Origin of the sequence: Paenibacillus nitricinens, from assembly GCF_052056485.1 — a bacterium.
GTDB lineage: Bacteria > Bacillota > Bacilli > Paenibacillales > Paenibacillaceae > Paenibacillus_AQ > Paenibacillus_AQ nitricinens.
Window position 1 is genome coordinate 3,590,005 of record NZ_CP183948.1, and the last position, 21,643, is coordinate 3,611,647.

Below are 21,643 nucleotides of genomic sequence, written 5' to 3' on the forward strand. Positions count from 1 at the left end.
CTTGGCCCCTCTGACTCTTCTTATTCTAGAGCTCGTTCGTTAGAGAAACTTCTTAACTTTGTAAAGCGAACGATAAAAATACCAATAGAAACTATATATATGTATAGATTTAATCTATAATGGAGATATAATTTGTTATCCAACTTAGCATTGTGCGGAGGAAAGTCATGAATATTATGAAGTTAAAGATCGTTATTCTACTTGAAAAATATAAGAAAGTAACCGATGTAGCTGCTGAATTGGGCCTTAAACAACCCACTGTATCTTTTCATATGAAGAATTTAGAAAATGAATTTGGAACTCCTTTATTCCAGTATCGAAGTGGAAGAGTCCTGCTCACAGATGCGGGTAGAGCCCTTTATCAATATGCGCTCAAGATTGTCTCACTTACGGCCGAAGCTGAACGTACTGTTAAACAGTTTTCTTCCCCAACACATGGTACTTTAAAGCTGGAAGCAAGTTATATACCTGCAACTTATATTTTACCTAAAGCGCTAATCCAATTCATGAAACAATATCCTGGTATTAATAATTCGATGACGATCCAAAGTGATACTTTGTTAAAGGAACGACTCCGAAGCCGAGAAATTCAAATGGCTATTTTGCACACTTCAGATTGGCATGATGAATCCTTTAACTTTCAGCTGATTGTCCGCGACGAGCCTGTGCTGATTTTTGCCCCTAGTCACCCTTTTGCAACTATAGAGAAGCTAACACCAGAACAGATCGCGCTTGAGCCTTGGATTCAGTATGAGGGTGGTTCTTGTTTACGGGGATTTGCGGATCAATGGGCAGAAATAAATCATATTCGCTTGTGGAACCGATCCGAGTTAAATTCACCTGAATCCCTAAAGAAGTTAGTTAGCGAGGGAGATGGCGTAGGCATTTGTTCTAGAGTCAGCATTGAAGCAGAACTTGCATTAGGTCGTCTTTGTTATGCTCCTCTACCGGGAGTTTTGCCTGAGAGCGGCGGTTTTGTACTGGCTTGGCGAAAAGATCATATATTAACACCGTTGCAGCAGTCTTTTGCTGAAATGTTAAACAACGTTTAGACTTTATATTTTATACTAAAAGGGAGCACCCAAAGCCATTACGGACTTGAGCACTCCCTTTTTTAGGCTTATTCTATAAACGGAAACATTAACTTCTCATTCTCACTTGTGTACATATTTTCCTTCGTAATGAATTCGGAGCCTGTATCCATAACAGGAGCTACTTTGTGGCCTGAAACGACTTCAAGTGCAGTTTTCACAGCCAAGTACCCCATAGTAAAAGGTTTTTGAATTACCGTTCCCAGCATAATTTCATTCTCCAGCAATTGAACCTCACTACTGGAATTGTCGAACCCCACCAGCTTCACTTTGTCTTTTAAGCCCATATCCATAATTGCCATTCCCGCACCTAATGTAGAGGGCTCATTGAGACCAATGATTCCCTTTAGTTGTGGCTGTTTCCTTAGAAGATCAACAGTTAATTGATATGCCTTCTTCGAAGATCCGTTACTGTAAAGGGTATCCTGCACAAGATTAACTCCATTCTGAGATAAAGCATCCCGAACCCCTTTCTCCCTCTCGATAGCTGTAGCGGAGCCTTGTACAAAATTCATAATGGCGACTAGATCGTCGCTATGAATATTTTCAATCAACTTCTGCGCTGCTTTTCGGCCTGCTTCATAATTATCTGTGGCGATAAAACTCTCCGATACACCGCCGTTCAGTCCCGAGTCTACCGTAATAAGCGTGATACCCGCAGCTTTAATCTGCTCTGCAACCGGAACAAGACGATAATAGTCGGTAGCAGCCAAAATAATGGCATCAGGCTTCTCCTCAATCGCCTGTTCTAGTAATTGAATCTGCTTATCCACATCTAACTCGGTATCTGTTCCTACCGTATGGACATCTGCACCGAATTCCTTGGCAGCAGTTGCCACACCTTGTTTCATTACCTCCCAGAATTCAATGCTGGTATCGATAGTCTTAGGAACGTAGATAATGGTTCTGACTTTTGGATCAAGCTCATTCGTAAACATACGATAACCTACCCACCCGAGCGCTATAATAAAGAATAACAGTAGAGCAGACAGGCCTATTTTTGACCAAAGTGAACTCATGGACTCTCCTCCTCATAGAGCGCAGGAATTCTTAAAGTGACCGTCGTCCCTTCTTCCATTTCACTTGCAAAAGACAAACCGTAATGGTCCCCGAAATAAAGCTGAATGCGATGGTTTACATTCGCGACGCCTACCCCACTGCCAATCCTGTAATCTGGCTTTTGAAGCAGTAACTTCCCAATCTGATCTGGATTCATACCGACACCATTGTCAATAATTTGAATAGTAATATCTTTTTGCTCTCTTTTGCCTTTAATCAGGATGTGACCTTGCTCAGGATTATGCTTTATCCCATGATAAATCGCATTTTCAACTAAGGGTTGAAGGACCATTTTCAAAATACTGCATTCAAGAATGTCTTCATCCACTTCTATCGAATATGTGAATTTATGGCGATAGCGCATGTTCTGAATCGTTAGATAGTGCCGAATATGTTCTAGTTCTCTAGCGATCGGGATCAGCTCCTCGCCCTCACCAATCGTAGAACGTAGCAGCTTCGATAATGAAGAGGTCATTTCGACTACCTCCTCCATCTTACCGGTCTCTGCCATCCAAATGATCGAGTCCAGCGTATTATACAAAAAGTGGGGCTTAATCTGTGCTTGTAAGGCCTTAAGCTCACTCACACGCTTCATCTCTTGCTCCATGACGATCTGACTCATCAGCTCTTTAATCTTCAGGATCATCAGGTTAAAGGTACGGGCTAGCTTACCGATTTCGTTCGTGCTCTCAATCTCCACGCGAATGTCGAACTCACCGCGTTCAGCCTTTTTCATATTCATTTCTAAATTCTTGAGCGGTTTGGTTAATGCGTAGGACAGCAGCACAGAAATTGCCATAGCACAGATCAGACTTACGGCTCCCCACAAGGCGGCGGTCCCTTGCATCTGCTGTTTGTTAGCAACCAGATCATCTGGATAAGTGACCCCTACAATCTTCCAGCCAAAGCTAGTGGTATCCACGGTGTACAGTTTCTGTTCGTTCCCTGCTTTCACCGTAACTGACCCGTTCTTAATCCCAAGAACAGTATCCAATTGCTCAAACTTGAGCTGCGAATAAATCAACTGCTGTTGAGGATGATAAACTAAACTCCCTGACGGATCTACGATAAATACATAACCGCGTTTTCCCAGTTCGATTTGTTTGCACAGATTGTTGATTACGCTGTAATTAAGATCTACGAGTAGCACACCCTGTCGGTCTGCTTCCATTTTAGAAAAAGAATCGGAAAGCTTTCTACTGATCGACACTACCCAACGGTATTCATTCTGAAATAAGTGCTGCACATGTGAAGAGGAGACAGCCACTCCCGTCTGGTTCAATGCTTGCTGATACCACTCTTGAGCAATCAACTCGGGAAGCGGTTTCAAAACTGCATCCAGTCGATCTGAAACGGTTATCCCTTCCGAGCTTGCATACACAATTGAAGAAATATCCGAGCGGGATTGGACTACAGATCGTAGATATTGGCTAGCTAATTGCTTATCCTTGGTCTCCCCTTCTTGTCCAGAACTCGAACCTCTTACATATTTCTCAAGATCACTGCTAGTTAACACCAGAGCAGCAATGCTCTCCATGTTGCTAATATAATTCTCGATGTTCAGTTTTACTTGTTCTATTAATTGTGAGGTATAGGCTACGGAATTCCCCATGACGGCTGCTGAGGAGAGTCGATATGAAGTATAGGTAAGTACTATAGTGGTGCAGAGGATAAGAAGCGAAAAAGAAATCGCGATATTATTATGAATACTTCGACTTCGGAAGAAACGATGAGGTTTCATAGAAGAAGATTCTCCTTCTGTCGCTGTCGATATTCCTTAGGTGTGATCCCAACATTTCGTTTAAAAATAACACTGAAATACTGAGGATCAGCATAGCCCACTCTAGCAGCGATATCATAAGTCTTCAGCTGTGTGATGGTAAGCAGTTCTTTAGCTTTTTCCAAACGGAGGCGAGTCAAATACTCAATAAAAGTCTCACCGGTATGCTGTTTAAACGTTGCACTGAAATAACTGATGCTCATAAAAATATGGCTACATAACTCATTGAGTGAAAAACTGTCATTATAATAATTCTCCCGGATATAAGCTTCCGCGGCTTTCATCTGAGAATCCCTTACCGTAGTTCTTTGTTCCGATAGCTTGAGGATCAGCTCATGGCAAGTTCTCTCCAAATAATTCCTCGCTTCCTCTAAAGTCTTTAGAGCAGCAACTTCTGCGAACATATTATGCGAAACAAGCTCAGTATTGGGGAATCCAATATCGGCCACATAATTCATTAGAGAAACGAGCATCTGGTAAATGATACTGCGGCAACCTTCTATAGAAGAGCTATTGCTCTTTAATTCCTGAAACCATTGTGAGAGAACCTCTGAGATCGCTGATGCTTTCCCTGTCTTCAACGCGGATATAAATTGCTTTTCCCAAGAAGTGAAGTGCGCTTGATCCAACCCTTTGCCAAACTCAAGATCCTGAATGGAGATCACCTTATCGATGCCTAAAAGATAACGATATTCTAAGGATGAAATCGCTTCCTGGAAGGATTGTGGAATTTGTTGCATGCTAGCATATTTTCTACCGATGCCGATGGTGGCGGTCAGCTTCAAATACTTATTCAAGCTGGTCTGAACCTGATCCGCGAGAAGCTGTGTTGTAACTTCAATTGCTTCTGAATCTCCTGATAATATCGCAGCGAGTTTACCATCTCTAGTCTGAAACACCACCCCGCACTGCCCCTTCTCAAGTTGCTCCTGCACAATGTTAAATGCAGCAAAACGTAGTAGCTCAGCATCAGAAGCAATGTCCTGGCTTCGACTCTCCATTTCTATCTCGATTACGATTGCAAGGTAAACCGCGCCCTGAAGCTGTATATGAAAATAATTCATTTTATTCTCGATCTCATCGTTCTTCATTCGAGTCGTAACCAGTTTCTCCAGAAAACGTTCGCGCAGTAAAGGTAAGCTCTGATTTAATTGCATGCGAAGCTTAGCGATATTGGCCTTTTGTAAATACTCTTCATCCAAATCCTGCTTCATTTTGCTTAGAAATTCTGCAAACTCACGAGCATTAATTGGTTTTAACAAATATTCTGTCACCTTCAAGGTTATTGCCTGTTTGGCGTAATCGAAGTCTTCATATCCAGTTACGATAATGACCTTCATGTCGCGGTACCGTTCCATAACAGCTTTTGCCAGTCCTAAACCATCCATAAAGGGCATGCAAATATCTGTAATAATCACATCTGGTCGAAACTGCTCGATCGCATCAAGGGCATCTCTGCCGTTATCGAAATCTCCAACGAGCTCAAAACCATAATTATTCCAAGATATCTTCTGTTTAATCGCTTCCCGAACCTCATCTTCATCATCAACCAGAATAATCTTATACATCCAACACCTCCTCAGCTATGAACTCATCGATCGCTTACATGTAAATGTTTACCTTTTTAAATAAGGATAATAGAGGTTGCCTATTTAAGGCAACCTCTATTATAAGTAGCTTCTATTCGTATAGCAGAGGTTTGATCTCATCGGAATCCATATTGTTCTTATCGTACCAATGAAACCCGGTGTCAATATTCTTTTCTACGGTTTCCCCTTTAAACGCCTGCACAGCCGCCTTCACCGCTTGATAACCAATCCCAATAGGGTCCTGTGTAACCGCGCCAGCCACAACACCACTACGAATGGCATCCATTAACTGTTTACCAGAGTCAAATCCGATGACCACAATCTTTCCACCCATCTGCAATTCATTTACGGCATTAGCCACACCTACCGCAGAGCCTTCGTTTGAGCCATAGATCCCTTTAAGATCCGGATTGGCCTGCATCATCGCTTTTGCAAGATCCGTGGACTTCAACTGATCTCCGCCGCCATATTGCGGCTCTAATACTTCAATATCTGGATATTTCGCTTTCATTTGTTCTAAGAAACCATCACGACGTTGTTGACCTGTGCTGCTTGTTTGGTCATGTACTACTAGACCTACTTTACCTTTCTTGCCAATCAACTCCGCCATTTTATCAGCTGCTAAAGCGGCGGCTGCTTTATTGTCCGTCGCTGCTGTTGCTACAGGGATATCGCTATCTACACCAGAGTCAAAGCCAATGATTGGAATATTGTTTTCCTTTGCCTTTTCCAGATATGGAATCGCTGCTTTGCTATCGAGAGCTGCTAGCGCGATTGCTGCTGGTTTCTTATCTAGCGCCGTCTGAAGCATCTCAATTTGTTTATCTACCTGACTCTCGTTTTCAGGGCCTTCAAACGTAATCTCGACATTAAACTCCTTGGCAGCCTTCTCGGCTCCTTGCTTCACCGCTTGCCAGAATTGATGCTGGAAGCCTTTTGAAATGACTGGGATATAGGGTTTGTCTGAACCGGATGCACTCTTGTTGCTATCACTGTTGTTACAAGCACCAAGTAAGGTAGTAGCCAGTAACAAACTGGCAAGCATAATAATCCCTTTTCGACGTTGTTTCATTTAAATCTTCCCCCTCGTCATTTGCTTTGTATATCACTCCGTATGGAGATAATACCTCTTTCATTGCTTCCGTCTGCGAAGAATATCAGCATACACTGCGATGATGATGACAACACCGACAATGACTGTCCGCCATTCCTGAGCAACGGACATAATCTGTAAGCCATTCGTCAGTACACTCATAATCAGTGCACCAATAATCGTACCTAGAATAGATCCTACGCCCCCGCTTAAAGATGTGCCTCCAATGACGACAGCCGCTATAGCTTCTAATTCATAACCGGTGCCAAGTGACGGCTGCGCTGAATTAAGTCGTGAGGCCATCAGGATACCAGCGATTCCACTGAAGATCCCTGTGATGGTGTAGATTACAATCTTCCATTTGACCGTATTTACACCGGATAAGCGAGTCGCTTCTTCATTGCTGCCAAGCGCAAAATTATAGCGCCCAATAATGGTCTTCGACAATATGATGCTTGCGATAATTCCGAGCAATAAGAAGATAATGATGGTATTCGGAATGCCTGGGATCATCTTACCCATAGCAATCTTGGCAAAGATCGGATCATCATTGAAATAAATAGGCTTAGCACCCGTTATGACCAGTGATAATCCTTTAGTAATCATCATGATCGCCAGCGTAGCAATGAAAGGTGGAATATTCATTTTCGCCACCATTAAACCGCTGATAAAGCCACATAGTGCACCAGCTAGAATCCCGCCTACAATACCGAGTGGAACGGGTAGACCCCAGAATGTAATGAAGACGCCAACCATCACGGAGGAGAAGGTCATCACCGTACCCAAAGCAAGATCGATCCCACCTGTAATAATTACAAAGGTTGCGCCTAGAGCTAATACTCCAATTACAGCAGTAGAGACCAGAATTCCAACTAGATTAGAGAATTGAAAAAAGTTACTTGAGGCTACCGAAAATACGATGACCAATATGATCAAACTTGCGAATGCCAATAATTTTTGTTTGAACCCTGATTGCGCCCCGGTTTGCTTCGAGCCGATAGGTTGGCTAATCCCTTGATCTGCGATCTTCATGACCTTGACACCTCCGATAAACTCTTGAACGATTATGAACGCATCGTCGCATATTTCATAATTGCTTCTTGCGATGCTTCTTCTGCGGTTAGTTCTCCGGTTATACGTCCTTCACACATGACAATAATGCGATGGCTCATTCTTAGAATCTCTGGGAGATCTGAAGAGACTATAATGATCGCTTTTCCTTCGCTGGCCAGCTGATCAAGCAACTTATAGATCTCACTTTTCGCCCCTACATCAATTCCACGTGTCGGTTCGTCGAAAATCAGCACATCGCAGTCTCTCGTCAACCATTTACCGATAACCACTTTTTGCTGATTGCCACCGGATAAGAATTTGACTTTTTGACTTATACTTGGTGTCTTGGTTGCTAGTGCTTCCACATGTTGCTCCGCTGTCTTTCGCATCTCGCGATCCCTCATCCATCCGAAGGCATTGCGGAACTTATAGAAGGAAGCCATCGCATTATTCATGCTAATGTCCATCTCTACAAGCAGTCCGTAGCGTTTGCGATCTTCGGACAAATAGCCAATACCCTGCTGCACTGCTTGATGAGGATGTCGTATACGTACCGTATTTCCATGCAGCTTAATCTCACCTTTATCGATAGGATCAGCCCCAAATACTGCGCGAACAACCTCAGTACGTCCAGCTCCCATTAATCCTGCGAAACCCAGAATCTCACCCTTATTCAGATGAAAGCTGATATCCTTCAACAACTGCCCGCTAGAAAGATTTTGAACCTCCAGAACGACTTGCTGCGTCTGTTTGGAAATCGTCGGCTTTGACGTTTGATAGAGTTCTCTACCGACCATCATGCTAATAATCTGATCAATGGTTATTGAATCCGTCCGAACAGTATCCACGTAACAACCATCCCGCATGACTGTAATGCGATCTGTGATCCGTTTCAACTCATCCATGCGGTGAGAAATGTATATAATACCTACACCTTCTTCTCGTAATTGCTCAATCATACGGAATAACTCGTTAATTTCCGTATCTGTCAACGCTGCAGTTGGTTCATCCATAATCAGTACCTCCGCATTGAAAGACAAAGCTTTTGCGATTTCAACCATTTGCTGATTAGCAACTGTCAGATCTGAGACCAAAGTCTTCGGATCCAGTTTTAGATTCATCTGATCAAACAGTTCCTGCACCTTACGATTAAGCTCCAGATCATCAACGAACCATTTCAGTGCCTTACGCGGCTCACGACCAATAAATATATTTTGGGCCACTGTAAGATGCGGCATTAGATTCAGTTCCTGATGGATAATACTAATCCCCAGTTCCTGCGCAGCGCGAGTATTGGCAATCTCCACCTCAGATCCCTTGTACCACATCTGCCCCGCATCCTTGGAATAGACTCCTGTTGCAATCTTCATTAATGTAGATTTTCCTGCGCCATTTTCACCAACTAATGCATGCACTTCCCCGCGCTTCAGCTCAAATTGACATTGATTCAATGCGTGAACACCGGGGAAAAATTTATCAATCCCCGCCATTCGTAGTAATAATTCGTCCATTTCATCTCCACCTCAAATCCTTTAGGAGTGCTTTTTTATTGAAGTAATCGCTTTCAATATTGAATGTAAAATTATTGTATTGCCTATAGGCTTCAAATGTAATGGAATATTCTCCGCAAAAAAGTTTAAAATTTTATGTTTTAAAGCAAGCAAAAAAGACTGCACCGTCTTTTCATGGACGATGCAGTCTTTTATAAGAATTATTAATTCAAACCCTTTCCAGCCACCAAGGTGTACGTCTTTGGGATTCCTTTATCAAAAACATCCGAGGATAGATTGGGCTCTTCGGCCAATTGGCGGATCACAAGTCCAGAACTAGCAGCGGCAGTAACGATTTCTCCAAGCGTCCAGCGGCGCCAATAGACAACGCTATGTTCCTGTTCGCCTACAGATTTGCCTGTGGAAGGCAAATACTTGGAATACGAGACCTTCTTTTCTTCCAATGTTGTATCGAAATAATCCCCACTAACTTTGTGCTTGCGAATCTTAGCCGTAGATCCCTTCGAGATTATAAGCTTAGTTGTCACTGGATGGAAATCACGCAGAACAAAAATCCCACCAGGAAAAAGTAAACGACGGACGGTTTCCATAAACGGTGCAAGATCGGTAAAGTAGTGCATAATTCCTAACTCAGCAAATACGATGTCATATGAACCATCTAGGACGTGATCTGGAAGCTTAAGAACATCTGATACGATGTAGGTAAGCTGAACACCCGCTTCTTGTGCGAGATCAGCGGCATAACGCGCATTTGCTTCCGAGAAATCGGCAACGGTTACGTCCGCTCCAAGTAAAGACAAAGCGACGGCCTTCATGCCATTTGATCCCATGAGATTCATCATCTTTTTACCCTTTACTTCTCCAAAATAAGAAGAGAGCGGGTACAGCTTCGCACTTGGTTCCTTGATTAATTTGGCTGCTGCTTCTGAAGGTGTACCAAATCGAGTAACCCAAGCTGTGTATGTGTCTTCGTTCCATAGTTCCTCACTGGTTGGCCCTGTGCCTTTTCCAGAAGGTAGTTCTACATTGTGATCTTGTTCTTCCATTCCTTGTGACCCCTTTATGATTAAAATATCTGTTATGAAGCATTCTGAATGGTATCTGCCACCCGAATAGTTTTCTTTCTTCCAGCGTACAAATATACACCGAGTCCAAACATGACTAACAGTCCTCCAGCCCATTGCAGCGCTGTTAATTGTTCACCTAAGAGCAGAAAAGCTAGGATGCTAGCACCCACGGGTTCTCCTAAGATGTTCATGGATACCGTAGTTGCGGATACATACTGAAGTAGCCAATTAAATAAAGTATGCCCAAATACCGTGGGTACCACAGCTAGCAATATGAAAATCCCCCACTCATTCGCAGGATAATTAAAGAAGGAAATCCCCATGAACAGATTGTATATGGCAAACACGCCAGCTGCTGACAAGAAGACTATCAAGCTATACAAATAGGAAGGCATACGCACCACTAGCTTTTGACCGATAAGCATATGCACAGCTACCGCTACAGTACCTCCAACCGATAACAAATCGCCTTTAAGATTATCCGCAGAGATTCCAATATCTCCCCAGCCGATAAATACTACACCACCAATAGCAATACTCAGTCCCAGAATAGCAGACGCAGCCGTTTTTTCCTTATACAAAAAATAAACGCCCAGCATAATAAATACGGGCTCCAGCGCCATAATCATCGTTGAACTAGCTACCGAAGTATACTTCAAAGAGCCCATCCAAAGCAAAAAATGTAGAGCAAGCATAGTGCCTGAGAGCACTAACATGATCCAGTCCTTTTTACGAAGCGCAACCGCTGCTCCACTATATGGTCGTGCAAAAGGCAACATCAATAGCGAGGTGAATAACAGCCGATACATGCCTTGAATAGACGCTGGTGCTGCAGACCATTTAATAAAAATAGCAGAAAATGAGATGGCCACAATCCCAATCAACATTAATATTGGAATAGGAAGTGGCGGTTTTTTAAGATTCACATGGTACGCGTCCTTTCAATATCTAAAGTCACTTATGTTAATTTAACGCAGACCGTAAAAAAATGCATCTATTTTCATTAGATTTCACTAAAAAAAGCATACGCCACGTCATTTCTGACGAGAGCTCATGCTTTATGGGTACGCGTAAGATCCTGTTGGCTCTTATCCATGAAGAAGCGGGGAATACATCATAAGCGCATAATTATCGGTTACATCTTCATCTCCAATTAGGTCGCCGGTACGTGTATATACTTTTCGACTAATCTTGTTACTGCGTATATAGCCTCCCCAAGGTTCTAGACTAATTCGATGATCACTTTCGTACACTTCATATTTATAAAGGGATTGCTCCTCGCATCTCCATTCCCCATGTAAATGGCTGTCATCCAGCCAGAGCTTTAATTGATAGGCTTGATTCGTATTATTCTTCACTTGAAGGTCCAAATAATTATAAGAACAGGTGGCCCCGCTTCCAAATGGCTGTGTACGCTGTTCATCTGGAAAAACATCATAGCTGTGCCGATGCCGTTCCGTAACCGTAAGAGGTGTATGCAGTGTCATCCAGTAGATCAGATTGGACAGCTGGCATAAGCCTCCGCCAACCCCGGAATGGAACCCACCATAATGCAGCACCATTCCCTCCAGATACCCTTTTCGCTTCGTGGGCTTTCCAATGCTTCTCCAGTAAGAAAAAGTCTCCCCCGGCCGCACCATAAGTCCATCCAGTTTCGCTATCGCCAGACGTAAATTGGTTATTTTATTGTATTGAAGCACCATATCTACATTCCGTAGACTTCTTAATAACGGTGTAGCATGAGTCATCACTTCATTAGATAAAACTTCACTAGTGCGTTGCTTCGCCACCTTGCTGCGGCTAGTACACCATTTCAGATATCTTTTGTAAATAAAATATCGCTTTCCGGCAAATAGTCTAAGTCGAGAACGCTGAATAGGTTTCATGGCAGCCTGAGAGGTATTCATCTAGAACTGAACCTCGCTTTCAGCTCGTAACTGGGCGAATCTCCCTCCAAGCAGGGCATTATGATGCTTAACGATCTGTTCACTATTCAGCATTTTGTTATCAAAGGTGCTATGAGCGTCTGAAACCAATACACTTTTATAGCCCATGCTGTATGCGCGTCTTATCGTCGTATCTAGACAGAACTCACTTTGCATTCCACAAATCACCAGATTCGTGATCCCCAGCTTCTGTAGCTCATCTTGCAGTACGGTTCGGTGAAAAGCATCCCAAGTAGGCTTCTCCACAATAACTTCGCCTTCCTGCGGTGTGATACGATGACTAATCTGCCACGTGGGCGTTCCTTTTGTATATTCCTCATCTTCTGTATGTTGGACATAAACAATTGGAGTGCCTGCCACCCTAGCTTTGTGCTGAAGGGAAATAATTCTCTCCATCACCCCCTCTTCATCGTACAGCTTTTGATCAGGGTAGGAGAACATAGCTTCTTGAACATCAATAATTAATAGTGCAGTTGAATTTTCCAAGTGGATAACCTCCTAGAGCTTTTACAAAAATAATACCAGATTATGGGACACTCTATCTACCTATTTAAAGACTCCAATCAACAAAAAAAGGGCATCTGCTAAGCAGACACCCACATCATTACAATCCTTTTTACTTACCGCGTTTATTATGCCAGATTAAAGCATGCAACTGTGGAAGTACTCGCACTCTATTCATTTCTGAATCCATAATCACTTTATTAAACAGCCATTCCAGCCTTCCCAAAAGTCGAGCAGAAATGTCTCCTTCTTCAGTGACATCATCATTCCCAGGCTGCAGGAAGAGCGGCACATTGGGATATCGCTGGTGAACGTCTTTTGCATAATCAAAATCCTTGTCATCAAACACAACGACTTTCAGGCTATGTGTAGAACGGCCCGGATTCTCCATCTTACGCATGATGGTATCTAGCATCTCCCAATTTGTCGTCATCCCTGAGCTTGGTGGTTTCGGACTGATGGTCAGCACATCCACATCATTGAACCAGTCCTGCCATTTACTGCCCTGAGTTTCTATAGCCGCTTGTTTCCCTCGCTCATGAAGCTGGTTAATAAAAGTGCCCATCCCATCACCAATTAAAGCAGGATTACCGCCGGAAATCGTAACACAGTCGAAATTATCTCCAGCTATAGCTAAAAGTTCATTCATAATTTCATCGGCTTCCATCATTCGAACCTTGTCTTTCGCCGTGCCGTCCCAAGTGAAAGAGGAGTCACACCAGCCACAGCGATAATCGCAGCCATAGGTGCGGACAAACATCGTCTTCACACCAATCACCGCACCTTCCCCTTGAATGGTCGGACCAAACATTTCAATTACGGGAATCTTACTCACAATCACAGCCTCCATACAAGCGGTAAGATGGCCCATCCTCAGGGATATCTTCAGCCAGTACCTCTGCCCAGGAGGTTGGTGTCTCCCACAGCTTTACAGCGTAGAGCGGCAGCCCAGCTTGCTTCAGCTTATAGGCAATATAGGAGGACATATTCTCAACTGTGGTGCGGAAAGACAATAAAGCTACTTTGGAGCCAGTATTCATTAACGTCTCTAATACAGGTTCATTTCCCATAGCGAGAAAAGCGTGATCTAAACGATCTACAAGGCTTAGTTGTACTGACATTTTGATATCGCTGAAATCAATAACAAACCCTTCATCCGAATGGCCTTCCGCGGTCATAGGTTTACCCTTGAGCACTACTTCGAGCTTATAAGTATGTCCATGCAGATTGCTGCATTTCCCCTTGTGGCCCACTAATTGATGCGCCGCGTCGAACGTGAATATTTTGCAGACTGAAACCTCGTTTAGCATTAAGAACTAACCTCCGTTCTTTCTGCCTCATACTGTTCAAGACCACGCTGACGTAAAAGACAAGCTGGACAAGTTCCACAGCCACTCCCAATTATGCCGTTGTAACAGGTTAATGTGTGTTCGCGAACATAATCAAAATAGCCCAGTTCATCGGCCATCTTCCATGTTTCTTTTTTATCCAGCCACATCAGTGGAGTGTGTACTGCAAACTCATAGTCCATAGATAAATTCAGCGTAACATTTAATGATTTCACAAATACATCACGGCAGTCCGGATACCCGCTAAAGTCCGTTTGGCAGACACCCGTAACGATATGGGAGTAATCCAGCTGTTTAGCTAATATTGCCGCAAAAGATAAAAACAACAGATTCCGTCCGTCTACAAACGTGCTAGGAAGCTCATCGCCTTCGCCAGCAACGATATCAATATCTTGGCGGGTTAGTGCATTGGGTGCCAGCTGATTCAGCAGCCCAAGATCTAGGATATGCTGTTGTACATTAAACTTAGCCGCTATTTCTGTAGCCACTTCGATTTCGGCCGCATGCCGCTGATTATAATTGAAGGTAACAACCTGCACTTCCTCAAATTGCTTCAAAGCCCATACCAGGCAAGTGGTGCTATCTTGTCCGCCACTGAATACGACGAGTGCTTTCTTATTCATCTAAATCTCTCCTTATCAACTTATTGGGATTAGCGGTTGTCCACTTTTTCCGGATAGAGGTCATGATTGATTAAGCGGTGCTCCGCTATCGCTTCATACTTCGTACCCGGTCTTCCATAGTTGCAATAAGGGTCAATAGAGATGCCTCCACGCGGAGTGAACTTCCCCCACACCTCAATGTAACGAGGGTCCATCAGTGCGATCAGATCATTCATAATAATGTTGACACAGTCCTCATGAAAGTCACCATGGTTACGGAAGCTAAACAAATATAGCTTTAATGATTTGGATTCCACCATTTTCTGCTCAGGAATATATGAAATATACAATGTAGCAAAATCCGGCTGGCCTGTTACAGGACATAAGCTTGTGAACTCAGGGCAGTTGAATTTAACAAAATAATCACGCCCAGGATGTTTGTTATCAAACACCTCTAGAATATCTGGATCATAACCAAACTGGTACTGCGTTCCCTGATTCCCAAGCAAAGTAACCTCTTGCATTTCCTTTTTCATTCTTCCTTCTGACACGACAAAAAACCCCTCTCTTTTCCTTCGGCCTTGGCCGGTAATGGAAAGAAGAACGAGATTTCGAAAACTTGGCTCCACTAAGAAGAAACGGAAGCAACGTCCCGGTAAAGGAGCGCATCCGCTTATATGATTTAATATACTCTTAGTTTTTTATAGAGGGAGTTCGCGAACCTCTCCTGCATCATCCGTGCAGACTTCTTCTTTAAGCATATTGCGTCTTGAACTATACCATGGGTAACCTGCTCCTGACAAGTTCTACGCTTTGCCTTAGCTTTTCCCTTGTCAAACAGTTGGAGTTTCCATGACTTCATTCACTCGATTTCCTGCTACCCTATACAGATCAGCGAACAGGTCCAGATTATTTCGAATAGAACTACGCATGTATAGATTCGGAAGCTCGTAAACAACACCAATTTGAGCATGAATTTCTTTTTTATGATGTGAAATATTCATGCCATTAATTAAATTTTCTCCGCTTGTAGACTGAAGTAGACCTGTCATCATACACATTGTTGTTGTCTTCCCAGCACCCTTGGGACCTAGAAACCCAAAGGCCTCGCCCTTTTTCACAGCAAAAGTAATTCGTTCTAATATAGCAGAAATATGGATTCAAATCCTAAGAAAAGGGTAACTTAAACTTAATAATCTTCGAGGTAAAGGTGGGCTCATCTAATGGAACAAAGTATACAGAAACTTATGGACTGGATTAACAGTCATGTGAATGAAACTATTGTAATTGAAAAGAAAGAGCTTCGTGATCTGGATAAAATTCATTTTAATCTAGAGGCCGTTGAGTTTCGGAGTGCGGAGGATGTTATCGATGATTATCTAGGGAGTGCAGTAATATTAAAAGGATTTGGCAGCACTTTAAACGCCGATGGTGAGCTAGTATCGCTACCACACTCCACCTATGACTTAGCTATTGACGGGCTTCGGATTGAGGACATAGGGGATCGTAAGGCGGAAATTACGACAGATCGAGCTAAATATACCCTCTCAATAAATTAAGCAAGATGTAATAACAGCAAAAGAGCCCGCAGTAAATTTGGGGCTCTTTCGATTTATACGATCAATAAGTTACTCTTCTCCAATGATCTCCACTTCAGTTTCCAGCTCCACACCGAATTTATCCATCACAGTCGCCCTTACATGGTGAATTAACCCGATGTAATCACTGGCAGTTGCATGATCTGCATTTACAATAAACCCTGCATGCTTCTTGGATACCTCAGCACCACCGATTCTTGTTCCCTGCAAGCCACTCTCTTGAATTAACTGACCTGCAAACCGACCTGGAGGACGTTTAAAGACACTACCACAGGAAGGATACTCAAGCGGTTGCTTGGATTCACGCAGGTAAGTAAGTTCATCCATTTTCGACTTGATGGCTAATGCATCACCTGAAGTCATAGCAAAATTGGCCTCAAGTACGATGTATTCACCGCTTGCGAACACGCTTTTTCTATAACCCCATTGCAGCTCATCCCCTTGCAGAGTCACCAATTGTCCGCTCTTAGTTATAGCTAGCGCACTATGCAGTACATCTTTAATTTCTCCGCCGTAAGCGCCTGCGTTCATGTATAACGCTCCACCAACCGTTCCTGGAATGCCACAGGCGAACTCAAGACCCGTAAGCTCCATATCCAGCGCATATCTGGAAACATCAATAATCTTAGCGCCGCACTCCGCATATAAGAGATTGTCTCGAATCCCCACATCCGTTAGTCCTGCCGTCTGCAGAACGATTCCACGTACACCGCCATCGCGGATAATCACATTCGAACCGTTCCCAAGTACCGTAAGGGTGATCCCATTCTGTTCCGCATATGTAACAATCTTTTGAATTTCCTCATAAGTAGCTGGTGCTGCCAAAATATCTGCTTTACCGCCCATTTTGGTATACACGTGATCTTTTAAGTTCTCATGACTCTTCACAATTCCTGCAGTCATTAACTGCTCTAGGTCATTTTGAATTTTGTCAATATTCATGTTTCATGCTCCTTTAACCATGTATAAATGATGGTCCTTAATCTATTTTTAGTAGTGGTATCATGGATTTGTAGGCAACCCCAACTGTAACAACGAACAGGCTCCCTTGTCAATGACGGGAGCCTGTTCGTTGTATGATTCTCGAATATGATTACACCGCTTTATAGGCAGCAAGCTCGTAAGGAAGGCACAGTGGCACTCCCGTACGTGGATCTGGAACAATATCTGCTTCAATGCCAAACACTTCGCGCAATACATTTGGGGTCATAACCTCAGTAGGTGATCCTTCACTAATCACAGTCCCCGACTTGATAGCTACCATATGCTGCGCATAACGAGTAGCATGATTCAAATCATGCACGACCATGATAATGGTACGCCCTTCTTCCTCATTCAGCTTTTGCAGAAGCTGTAGGACTTCAAGCTGGTGAGCCATATCTAGAAATGTTGTTGGTTCGTCTAAGAACAAAATATCCGTCTCTTGTGCCAATGCCATAGCGATCCAAGCGCGTTGACGTTGTCCACCCGATAGACGGTCAATTGGACGATCATGGAATGGTTCCATCCCCGTAACGGAGATTGCGTTCGAGATAATGTTGCGATCCTCTGCGGTCATTGTACCGAAACCTTTTTGATGGGGGAAACGACCGTAGCTGACAAGCTCAGAAACCGTTAGACCGTCTGGAGCTGTTGGGTTTTGCGGTAAAATCGCAAGTTGACGAGCTACCTCTTTCGTTGAAAAGTTATGGATTGATTTGCCGTCTAGCATTACACTGCCGCTCTTAGGCTTCATGATCCGAGCCATCGTTTTGAGGATTGTAGATTTACCGGAGCCGTTAGCGCCCACTAGTGCAGTGATTTTTCCCGTAGGGATAGTCAAGTTCAATCCTTTAACAATTGTAGCCTCTGCATACCCAATACTTAATTCTTCTGTATTCAAACGTTCTGACATGATAACAACTCCTTATAAGTTTTATGGAGCTATGCTCCTAGAATGAACTACATAATAAATTTCGCTTCGTAAGCACGCGCTACGTTGTATGGAGCTATACTCACGCTTTTGATTTGGCGAGTAAATATAAAAAGTAAGGTGCGCCAATAATTGCAACCACAATGCCCGTGGGAACTTCTGCAGGTTGTAATACCCATCTGCCGATCGTATCGGCAGTAATCATAAGGAGTGCCCCTGTCAACGCACTAGCCGGCAATAATACCTGATGACGGGGCCCTACGAGCCTGCGAGCCAAGTGTGGTGCTATCAGTCCAACGAAGCCTATACCTCCGCTTACAGCAACGCAGGAGCCGGCAAGCGCCACTGCTGTCATGAGTAGAAGAATACGCTCCTTCTCCACTCTCATTCCAAGCCCTAGTGAAGTATGATCGCCTAGATTCAATACATTAAGAATCCGTGCTTTATAGAAGGCAAACGGTAACAAAATCACTATCCAAGGTAACAGAGCAAGGACAAATCTCCAATCCCCACCCCATATTTTACCGGCGATCCAAGTCGCTACAAATTGATAATTATTAGGATCAAGCCGAAGTACCAACACAAGCTGGCAAGCATTAATTCCGGCAGCGACCGCAATCCCGATAAGGATCAACCTTGTTGGAGATAGACCATCTGCTTTCCGATAAGCGAGAAGATAGATTAAAGCGGCGGTTAAGCTAGCCCCTCCAAGCGCTAAGAGCGGCAAGACGAATACCGGAGCTGCTGTTGTAGCCGGAAAAAACGAGATGAAAATGATTACCGCAAAACCTGCACCCGCACTTATGCCCAGCGTAGCCGGCTCAGCAAGTGCATTTCGTGCGAGACTCTGTAAGATACAGCCTGACACTGCAAAGCCCGCTCCAACCAACAGTGAAATTACGATGCGAGGTAATCTAAAATCAAATAAAATAAGCTTTTGCTGATGTGTTCCATCTCCCAGCAGTGTATGTAATACCTCCAATGGGGATAGGCGCATAAACCCTGTATTCATACTGATAATAAACATGACGACGATCAGTATAGCTAGGAGCGATAATACTGTAAGCACGCGTTTGCGGCGTTCTTTTTCAAATGGAGAAAGGGTTAATCTGTGCATTACAGCTCCCCCTTCCGCTTACTCGCCAAGTAAATGAAGAAGGGTACCCCGATAATGGCAATTAAAGCGCCTAGCGGCGTTTCATAAGGTGCATTGATCATTCTAGCGGCGATATCCGCAAAGATAATCAATAAGCTCCCAAGTACTGCCGAGCAAGGAATAATCCAGCGATAATCTACCCCCACGAAATAACGCGTAACATGTGGAATAATTAGTCCTATAAAAGCAATCGGGCCAACCATGGATACTGCACTTCCGGCAAGAACGACTACAACAATCATACATGCCAACTGGACTAATCGAGTCCGCTGCCCCAGACCAACGGCCACTTCCTTACCTAAACTGAGCAATGTGACGGAACGCGATAACATCATCGCTGCAATTAATGCCACAAACACCCAAGGGAAAATGATTTTGATCTGAGTCCAGCTAGCTCCTCCCATTCCACCAGCTAACCAAAAAGCTATATCCTGAGATAAGTTAAAAAGAATCGCTATGCCCTGGCTAACAGCAACTAGTAATGCGCTGACAGCAGAGCCCGCAAGTGTCAACCGCAACGGTGTCAGGCCATTAAAGGAAAGCGACCCAATTCCGAATACGATAAAAGAAGCAACTGCGGCACCAATAAAACAAAACAACATAAGTGTAGTGAAGGAGAGCGAAGGTGCAAAAGCAAATACTATAGCAAGCGCTACACCCGCTCCCGCATTCAAGCCGAGCAGACCTGAATCCGCAAGTGGGTTCCTTGTCATTCCCTGCATGATTGCCCCTGCTACTGCGAAGCAAGCCCCAACCAAAGCACCTGCTATCGCGCGTGGAAATCGCAGTTCTCTTATCACCTGATGTTTTTGTACATCTGGATTGAAATGAAATATTGCTTCCCATATCGTAGCTAGCTTGATATCTGCCGCACCCACTGAGACCGAAAGTGCCAGTCCAAAGGCAATGGCAGCGAGTCCAATCACTAGAATACCCATCGCAGCTGCCGGTCGGGTATGTATAGCTTTTTGTGTATCATTTTTATTACGATGTGCGAAATCTGAGGGTGAAACCATGAGTCGTCTCCTTAATCGATAGTTACAATAGTCTATATGATAACAACAATCATTCTCATTATCGCAAAAAAATTAATGTTGTACAATTGCAGGAGCGATTTTCCCGTAATATGGGCGTAGTTTATAAAAAAATGGTGCAGATCTTTGTATCTAAGATACTGATCTGCACGCCCTTCCCCACCCAAATGAGCAGTCTCATTCATGGTGAATTACGACTTTTATTTCACAAGACTTGTTAACACATCGTCAATGATTTTGCCACCAGCGTTCGCACCACTGTAAAGCCAACTGCTTGTTGAGCTCATTTCATGCACATTACCAGCTTTTACAGCCGGGATGCCTTTCCAAATGGCACTGTCCAGAATCTCCGAACCCTCAGTCTTATCACTATTTACAAGGATAATATGATCTGCAGTCAGCTCAGAAAGCTTCTCCAGCGAAATTGGATTCCAAGTAGCTCTTGTACCCACAGGAATTTCTGTTACTAAGTTAGGCAGCTTTACACCAAGGTCTGTATATAATACAGCACCACTGCTGCGAGTTTCGTCTACAATATAGAAGTTTTTTTGTACCAGCCATAAAATCGCCACGGACTCTTCTCCAATAGCTCCTTTAAGCTTTTCTTTCGCAGCCGCCGCTTTGTCTTCATAATCTTTAATGGCTTTCTCTGCTTCAGGGGTTTTGTTCAGAATTTCACCAATCTTGAGTAGCGATTTACGCCAATCTTGATTTAGCTTATCCCCGATCACATAAGTCGGTGCAATCTTATTCAATTGGTCGTAGATACCATTCTGTACGGAAGACTCCGATGGGATAAGAATCAGATCCGGAGCGAAGCTGGTTACTGCCTCCAATGGAAGATCGTAGCTAATGGTAGGGACATCTTTCAATTCAGCAGCCAGATAATCCTGAACGCCATTTGGCACAGACCATTGGGCTACTGGAGTCACACCCAGCGTTACCAAAGAATCTTCCAAATAAGAACCCAGAACACGCCCAGGATTAGCAGGGATCGTTACTTCATGCCCCATCGCATCCGTTAACGTTTTTGGTGCTGCCGGTGCTTCTGTAGCTTCTGCAGTAGGCGCTGTTGTAGGCTCCGTTCCTGCATTGGATGAACTTTCAGCATTATTATTACCGCAAGCGGATAGGAATAGCGTCATCACTATTAGTCCGATCATCGTCAATTTCATGCTACCAAATCTTTTTCTGTTTAACGAAAACATTAAAAACCCTCCTAATGTATACCTGCTTTGATATTCAAAGGTGTTGTTTACCTCTGTCTCACTTTTAAATGATATTGATTCTCATTCTCTG

Annotated in this window: 22 protein-coding genes and 1 riboswitch; of the genes, 2 read left to right on the forward strand and 20 right to left on the reverse strand. The window is 43.6% G+C overall.

Annotated elements, in window-relative coordinates:
• The first annotated feature begins 167 nt into the window (after positions 1–167).
• Positions 168–1,052: a LysR family transcriptional regulator gene (locus ACN6KS_RS15795; protein ID WP_440960010.1), complete on the forward strand. Its 885-nt coding sequence runs from the start codon at positions 168–170 to the stop codon at positions 1,050–1,052.
• Between the two features lie 68 nt (positions 1,053–1,120).
• Here ACN6KS_RS15795 and ACN6KS_RS15800 read toward each other — a convergent pair whose 3' ends face one another.
• The 15 genes from ACN6KS_RS15800 to ACN6KS_RS15870 form a co-directional block, all read right to left on the reverse strand.
• On the reverse strand, positions 1,121–2,110 hold the full coding sequence (locus ACN6KS_RS15800; protein WP_440960011.1) for a substrate-binding domain-containing protein: 990 nt from the start codon (positions 2,108–2,110) through the stop codon (positions 1,121–1,123).
• Positions 2,107–3,891 carry a cache domain-containing sensor histidine kinase gene (locus tag ACN6KS_RS15805; RefSeq protein WP_440960012.1) on the reverse strand — a complete coding sequence of 595 codons (1,785 nt, stop codon included), beginning with the start codon at positions 3,889–3,891 and terminating at the stop codon, positions 2,107–2,109. Before ACN6KS_RS15805 ends, ACN6KS_RS15800 begins: the two co-directional genes overlap by 4 nt.
• Positions 3,888–5,498 (reverse strand): response regulator, encoded by a 1,611-nt coding sequence (locus tag ACN6KS_RS15810; RefSeq protein WP_440960013.1) that lies wholly within the window; start codon positions 5,496–5,498, stop codon positions 3,888–3,890. Before ACN6KS_RS15810 ends, ACN6KS_RS15805 begins: the two co-directional genes overlap by 4 nt.
• A gap of 112 nt (positions 5,499–5,610) precedes the next feature.
• On the reverse strand, positions 5,611–6,591 hold the full coding sequence (locus ACN6KS_RS15815; RefSeq protein WP_440960014.1) for an ABC transporter substrate-binding protein: 981 nt from the start codon (positions 6,589–6,591) through the stop codon (positions 5,611–5,613).
• A 60-nt stretch (positions 6,592–6,651) separates the two neighbouring features.
• Positions 6,652–7,644: an ABC transporter permease gene (locus ACN6KS_RS15820; protein ID WP_094869107.1), complete on the reverse strand. Its 993-nt coding sequence runs from the start codon at positions 7,642–7,644 to the stop codon at positions 6,652–6,654.
• A gap of 32 nt (positions 7,645–7,676) precedes the next feature.
• The gene (locus tag ACN6KS_RS15825; protein ID WP_440960015.1) at positions 7,677–9,176 is read right to left on the reverse strand and encodes a sugar ABC transporter ATP-binding protein; all 1,500 of its coding nucleotides are present in this window, start codon (positions 9,174–9,176) and stop codon (positions 7,677–7,679) included.
• 203 nt (positions 9,177–9,379) lie between these two features.
• Positions 9,380–10,222 (reverse strand): class I SAM-dependent methyltransferase, encoded by an 843-nt coding sequence (locus ACN6KS_RS15830; protein WP_440960016.1) that lies wholly within the window; start codon positions 10,220–10,222, stop codon positions 9,380–9,382.
• Positions 10,223–10,254: 32 nt separating this feature from the next.
• Positions 10,255–11,169 (reverse strand): DMT family transporter, encoded by a 915-nt coding sequence (locus tag ACN6KS_RS15835; RefSeq protein ID WP_440960017.1) that lies wholly within the window; start codon positions 11,167–11,169, stop codon positions 10,255–10,257.
• Positions 11,170–11,331: 162 nt separating this feature from the next.
• The gene (locus tag ACN6KS_RS15840) at positions 11,332–12,150 is read right to left on the reverse strand and encodes a VanW family protein (RefSeq protein ID WP_256989728.1); all 819 of its coding nucleotides are present in this window, start codon (positions 12,148–12,150) and stop codon (positions 11,332–11,334) included.
• On the reverse strand, positions 12,151–12,675 hold the full coding sequence (locus ACN6KS_RS15845) for a cysteine hydrolase family protein (protein WP_094875757.1): 525 nt from the start codon (positions 12,673–12,675) through the stop codon (positions 12,151–12,153).
• Between the two features lie 130 nt (positions 12,676–12,805).
• Positions 12,806–13,528 (reverse strand): 7-carboxy-7-deazaguanine synthase QueE, encoded by a 723-nt coding sequence (gene queE / locus ACN6KS_RS15850; protein ID WP_440960018.1) that lies wholly within the window; start codon positions 13,526–13,528, stop codon positions 12,806–12,808.
• Complete coding sequence (locus ACN6KS_RS15855; protein WP_440960019.1) at positions 13,521–14,003, reverse strand: 6-pyruvoyl trahydropterin synthase family protein; 483 nt, start codon at positions 14,001–14,003, stop codon at positions 13,521–13,523. Before ACN6KS_RS15855 ends, queE begins: the two co-directional genes overlap by 8 nt.
• Positions 14,003–14,665, reverse strand: coding sequence for a 7-cyano-7-deazaguanine synthase QueC (gene queC / locus ACN6KS_RS15860; RefSeq protein ID WP_094869114.1), 663 nt, complete (start codon positions 14,663–14,665; stop codon positions 14,003–14,005). Before queC ends, ACN6KS_RS15855 begins: the two co-directional genes overlap by 1 nt.
• Before the next feature lie 29 nt (positions 14,666–14,694).
• On the reverse strand, positions 14,695–15,180 hold the full coding sequence (gene queF / locus ACN6KS_RS15865) for a preQ(1) synthase (RefSeq protein WP_341136089.1): 486 nt from the start codon (positions 15,178–15,180) through the stop codon (positions 14,695–14,697).
• A 151-nt stretch (positions 15,181–15,331) separates the two neighbouring features.
• A riboswitch (PreQ1 riboswitch) is annotated at positions 15,332–15,375 on the reverse strand.
• A 102-nt stretch (positions 15,376–15,477) separates the two neighbouring features.
• Positions 15,478–15,804 carry an ATP-binding cassette domain-containing protein gene (locus tag ACN6KS_RS15870; RefSeq protein WP_440962409.1) on the reverse strand — a complete coding sequence of 109 codons (327 nt, stop codon included), beginning with the start codon at positions 15,802–15,804 and terminating at the stop codon, positions 15,478–15,480.
• 63 nt (positions 15,805–15,867) lie between these two features.
• Between ACN6KS_RS15870 and ACN6KS_RS15875 the strand changes: the two genes are divergently transcribed.
• Positions 15,868–16,203, forward strand: coding sequence for a hypothetical protein (locus ACN6KS_RS15875; RefSeq protein ID WP_094869115.1), 336 nt, complete (start codon positions 15,868–15,870; stop codon positions 16,201–16,203).
• 69 nt (positions 16,204–16,272) lie between these two features.
• Here the strand turns inward: ACN6KS_RS15875 and murB are convergent, their stop codons facing one another.
• The 5 genes from murB to ACN6KS_RS15900 form a co-directional block, all read right to left on the reverse strand.
• A complete protein-coding gene (gene murB, locus ACN6KS_RS15880) occupies positions 16,273–17,184 on the reverse strand; it encodes a UDP-N-acetylmuramate dehydrogenase (RefSeq protein ID WP_440960020.1) in 912 nt (303 codons plus the stop codon).
• Between the two features lie 151 nt (positions 17,185–17,335).
• Complete coding sequence (locus ACN6KS_RS15885; protein WP_094869117.1) at positions 17,336–18,136, reverse strand: ABC transporter ATP-binding protein; 801 nt, start codon at positions 18,134–18,136, stop codon at positions 17,336–17,338.
• 100 nt (positions 18,137–18,236) lie between these two features.
• Positions 18,237–19,271 (reverse strand): FecCD family ABC transporter permease, encoded by a 1,035-nt coding sequence (locus tag ACN6KS_RS15890; RefSeq protein WP_440960021.1) that lies wholly within the window; start codon positions 19,269–19,271, stop codon positions 18,237–18,239.
• Positions 19,271–20,326 carry a FecCD family ABC transporter permease gene (locus ACN6KS_RS15895; RefSeq protein ID WP_440960022.1) on the reverse strand — a complete coding sequence of 352 codons (1,056 nt, stop codon included), beginning with the start codon at positions 20,324–20,326 and terminating at the stop codon, positions 19,271–19,273. Before ACN6KS_RS15895 ends, ACN6KS_RS15890 begins: the two co-directional genes overlap by 1 nt.
• Before the next feature lie 218 nt (positions 20,327–20,544).
• Positions 20,545–21,552 (reverse strand): ABC transporter substrate-binding protein, encoded by a 1,008-nt coding sequence (locus ACN6KS_RS15900; RefSeq protein ID WP_094869120.1) that lies wholly within the window; start codon positions 21,550–21,552, stop codon positions 20,545–20,547.
• Positions 21,553–21,643: the final 91 nt, after the last annotated feature.

Bases quoted from the DNA above. Each gene is read 5' to 3' on its own strand.
- ACN6KS_RS15885 (WP_094869117.1), bottom strand. From the start codon at position 18,136: ATGTCAGAACGTTTGAATACAGAAGAATTAAGTATTGGGTATGCAGAG.
- ACN6KS_RS15795 (WP_440960010.1), top strand. From the start codon at position 168: ATGAATATTATGAAGTTAAAGATCGTTATTCTACTTGAAAAATATAAG.
- ACN6KS_RS15875 (WP_094869115.1), top strand. From the start codon at position 15,868: ATGGAACAAAGTATACAGAAACTTATGGACTGGATTAACAGTCATGTG.
- ACN6KS_RS15815 (WP_440960014.1), bottom strand. From the start codon at position 6,591: ATGAAACAACGTCGAAAAGGGATTATTATGCTTGCCAGTTTGTTACTG.
- murB (WP_440960020.1), bottom strand. From the start codon at position 17,184: ATGAATATTGACAAAATTCAAAATGACCTAGAGCAGTTAATGACTGCA.
- ACN6KS_RS15820 (WP_094869107.1), bottom strand. From the start codon at position 7,644: ATGAAGATCGCAGATCAAGGGATTAGCCAACCTATCGGCTCGAAGCAA.
- ACN6KS_RS15840 (WP_256989728.1), bottom strand. From the start codon at position 12,150: ATGAATACCTCTCAGGCTGCCATGAAACCTATTCAGCGTTCTCGACTT.
- ACN6KS_RS15800 (WP_440960011.1), bottom strand. From the start codon at position 2,110: ATGAGTTCACTTTGGTCAAAAATAGGCCTGTCTGCTCTACTGTTATTC.
- ACN6KS_RS15895 (WP_440960022.1), bottom strand. From the start codon at position 20,326: ATGGTTTCACCCTCAGATTTCGCACATCGTAATAAAAATGATACACAA.
- ACN6KS_RS15830 (WP_440960016.1), bottom strand. From the start codon at position 10,222: ATGGAAGAACAAGATCACAATGTAGAACTACCTTCTGGAAAAGGCACA.
- ACN6KS_RS15855 (WP_440960019.1), bottom strand. From the start codon at position 14,003: ATGCTAAACGAGGTTTCAGTCTGCAAAATATTCACGTTCGACGCGGCG.
- ACN6KS_RS15810 (WP_440960013.1), bottom strand. From the start codon at position 5,498: ATGTATAAGATTATTCTGGTTGATGATGAAGATGAGGTTCGGGAAGCG.
- ACN6KS_RS15805 (WP_440960012.1), bottom strand. From the start codon at position 3,891: ATGAAACCTCATCGTTTCTTCCGAAGTCGAAGTATTCATAATAATATC.
- ACN6KS_RS15890 (WP_440960021.1), bottom strand. From the start codon at position 19,271: ATGCACAGATTAACCCTTTCTCCATTTGAAAAAGAACGCCGCAAACGC.
- queC (WP_094869114.1), bottom strand. From the start codon at position 14,665: ATGAATAAGAAAGCACTCGTCGTATTCAGTGGCGGACAAGATAGCACC.
- ACN6KS_RS15900 (WP_094869120.1), bottom strand. From the start codon at position 21,552: ATGTTTTCGTTAAACAGAAAAAGATTTGGTAGCATGAAATTGACGATG.
- queF (WP_341136089.1), bottom strand. From the start codon at position 15,180: ATGAAAAAGGAAATGCAAGAGGTTACTTTGCTTGGGAATCAGGGAACG.
- ACN6KS_RS15825 (WP_440960015.1), bottom strand. From the start codon at position 9,176: ATGGACGAATTATTACTACGAATGGCGGGGATTGATAAATTTTTCCCC.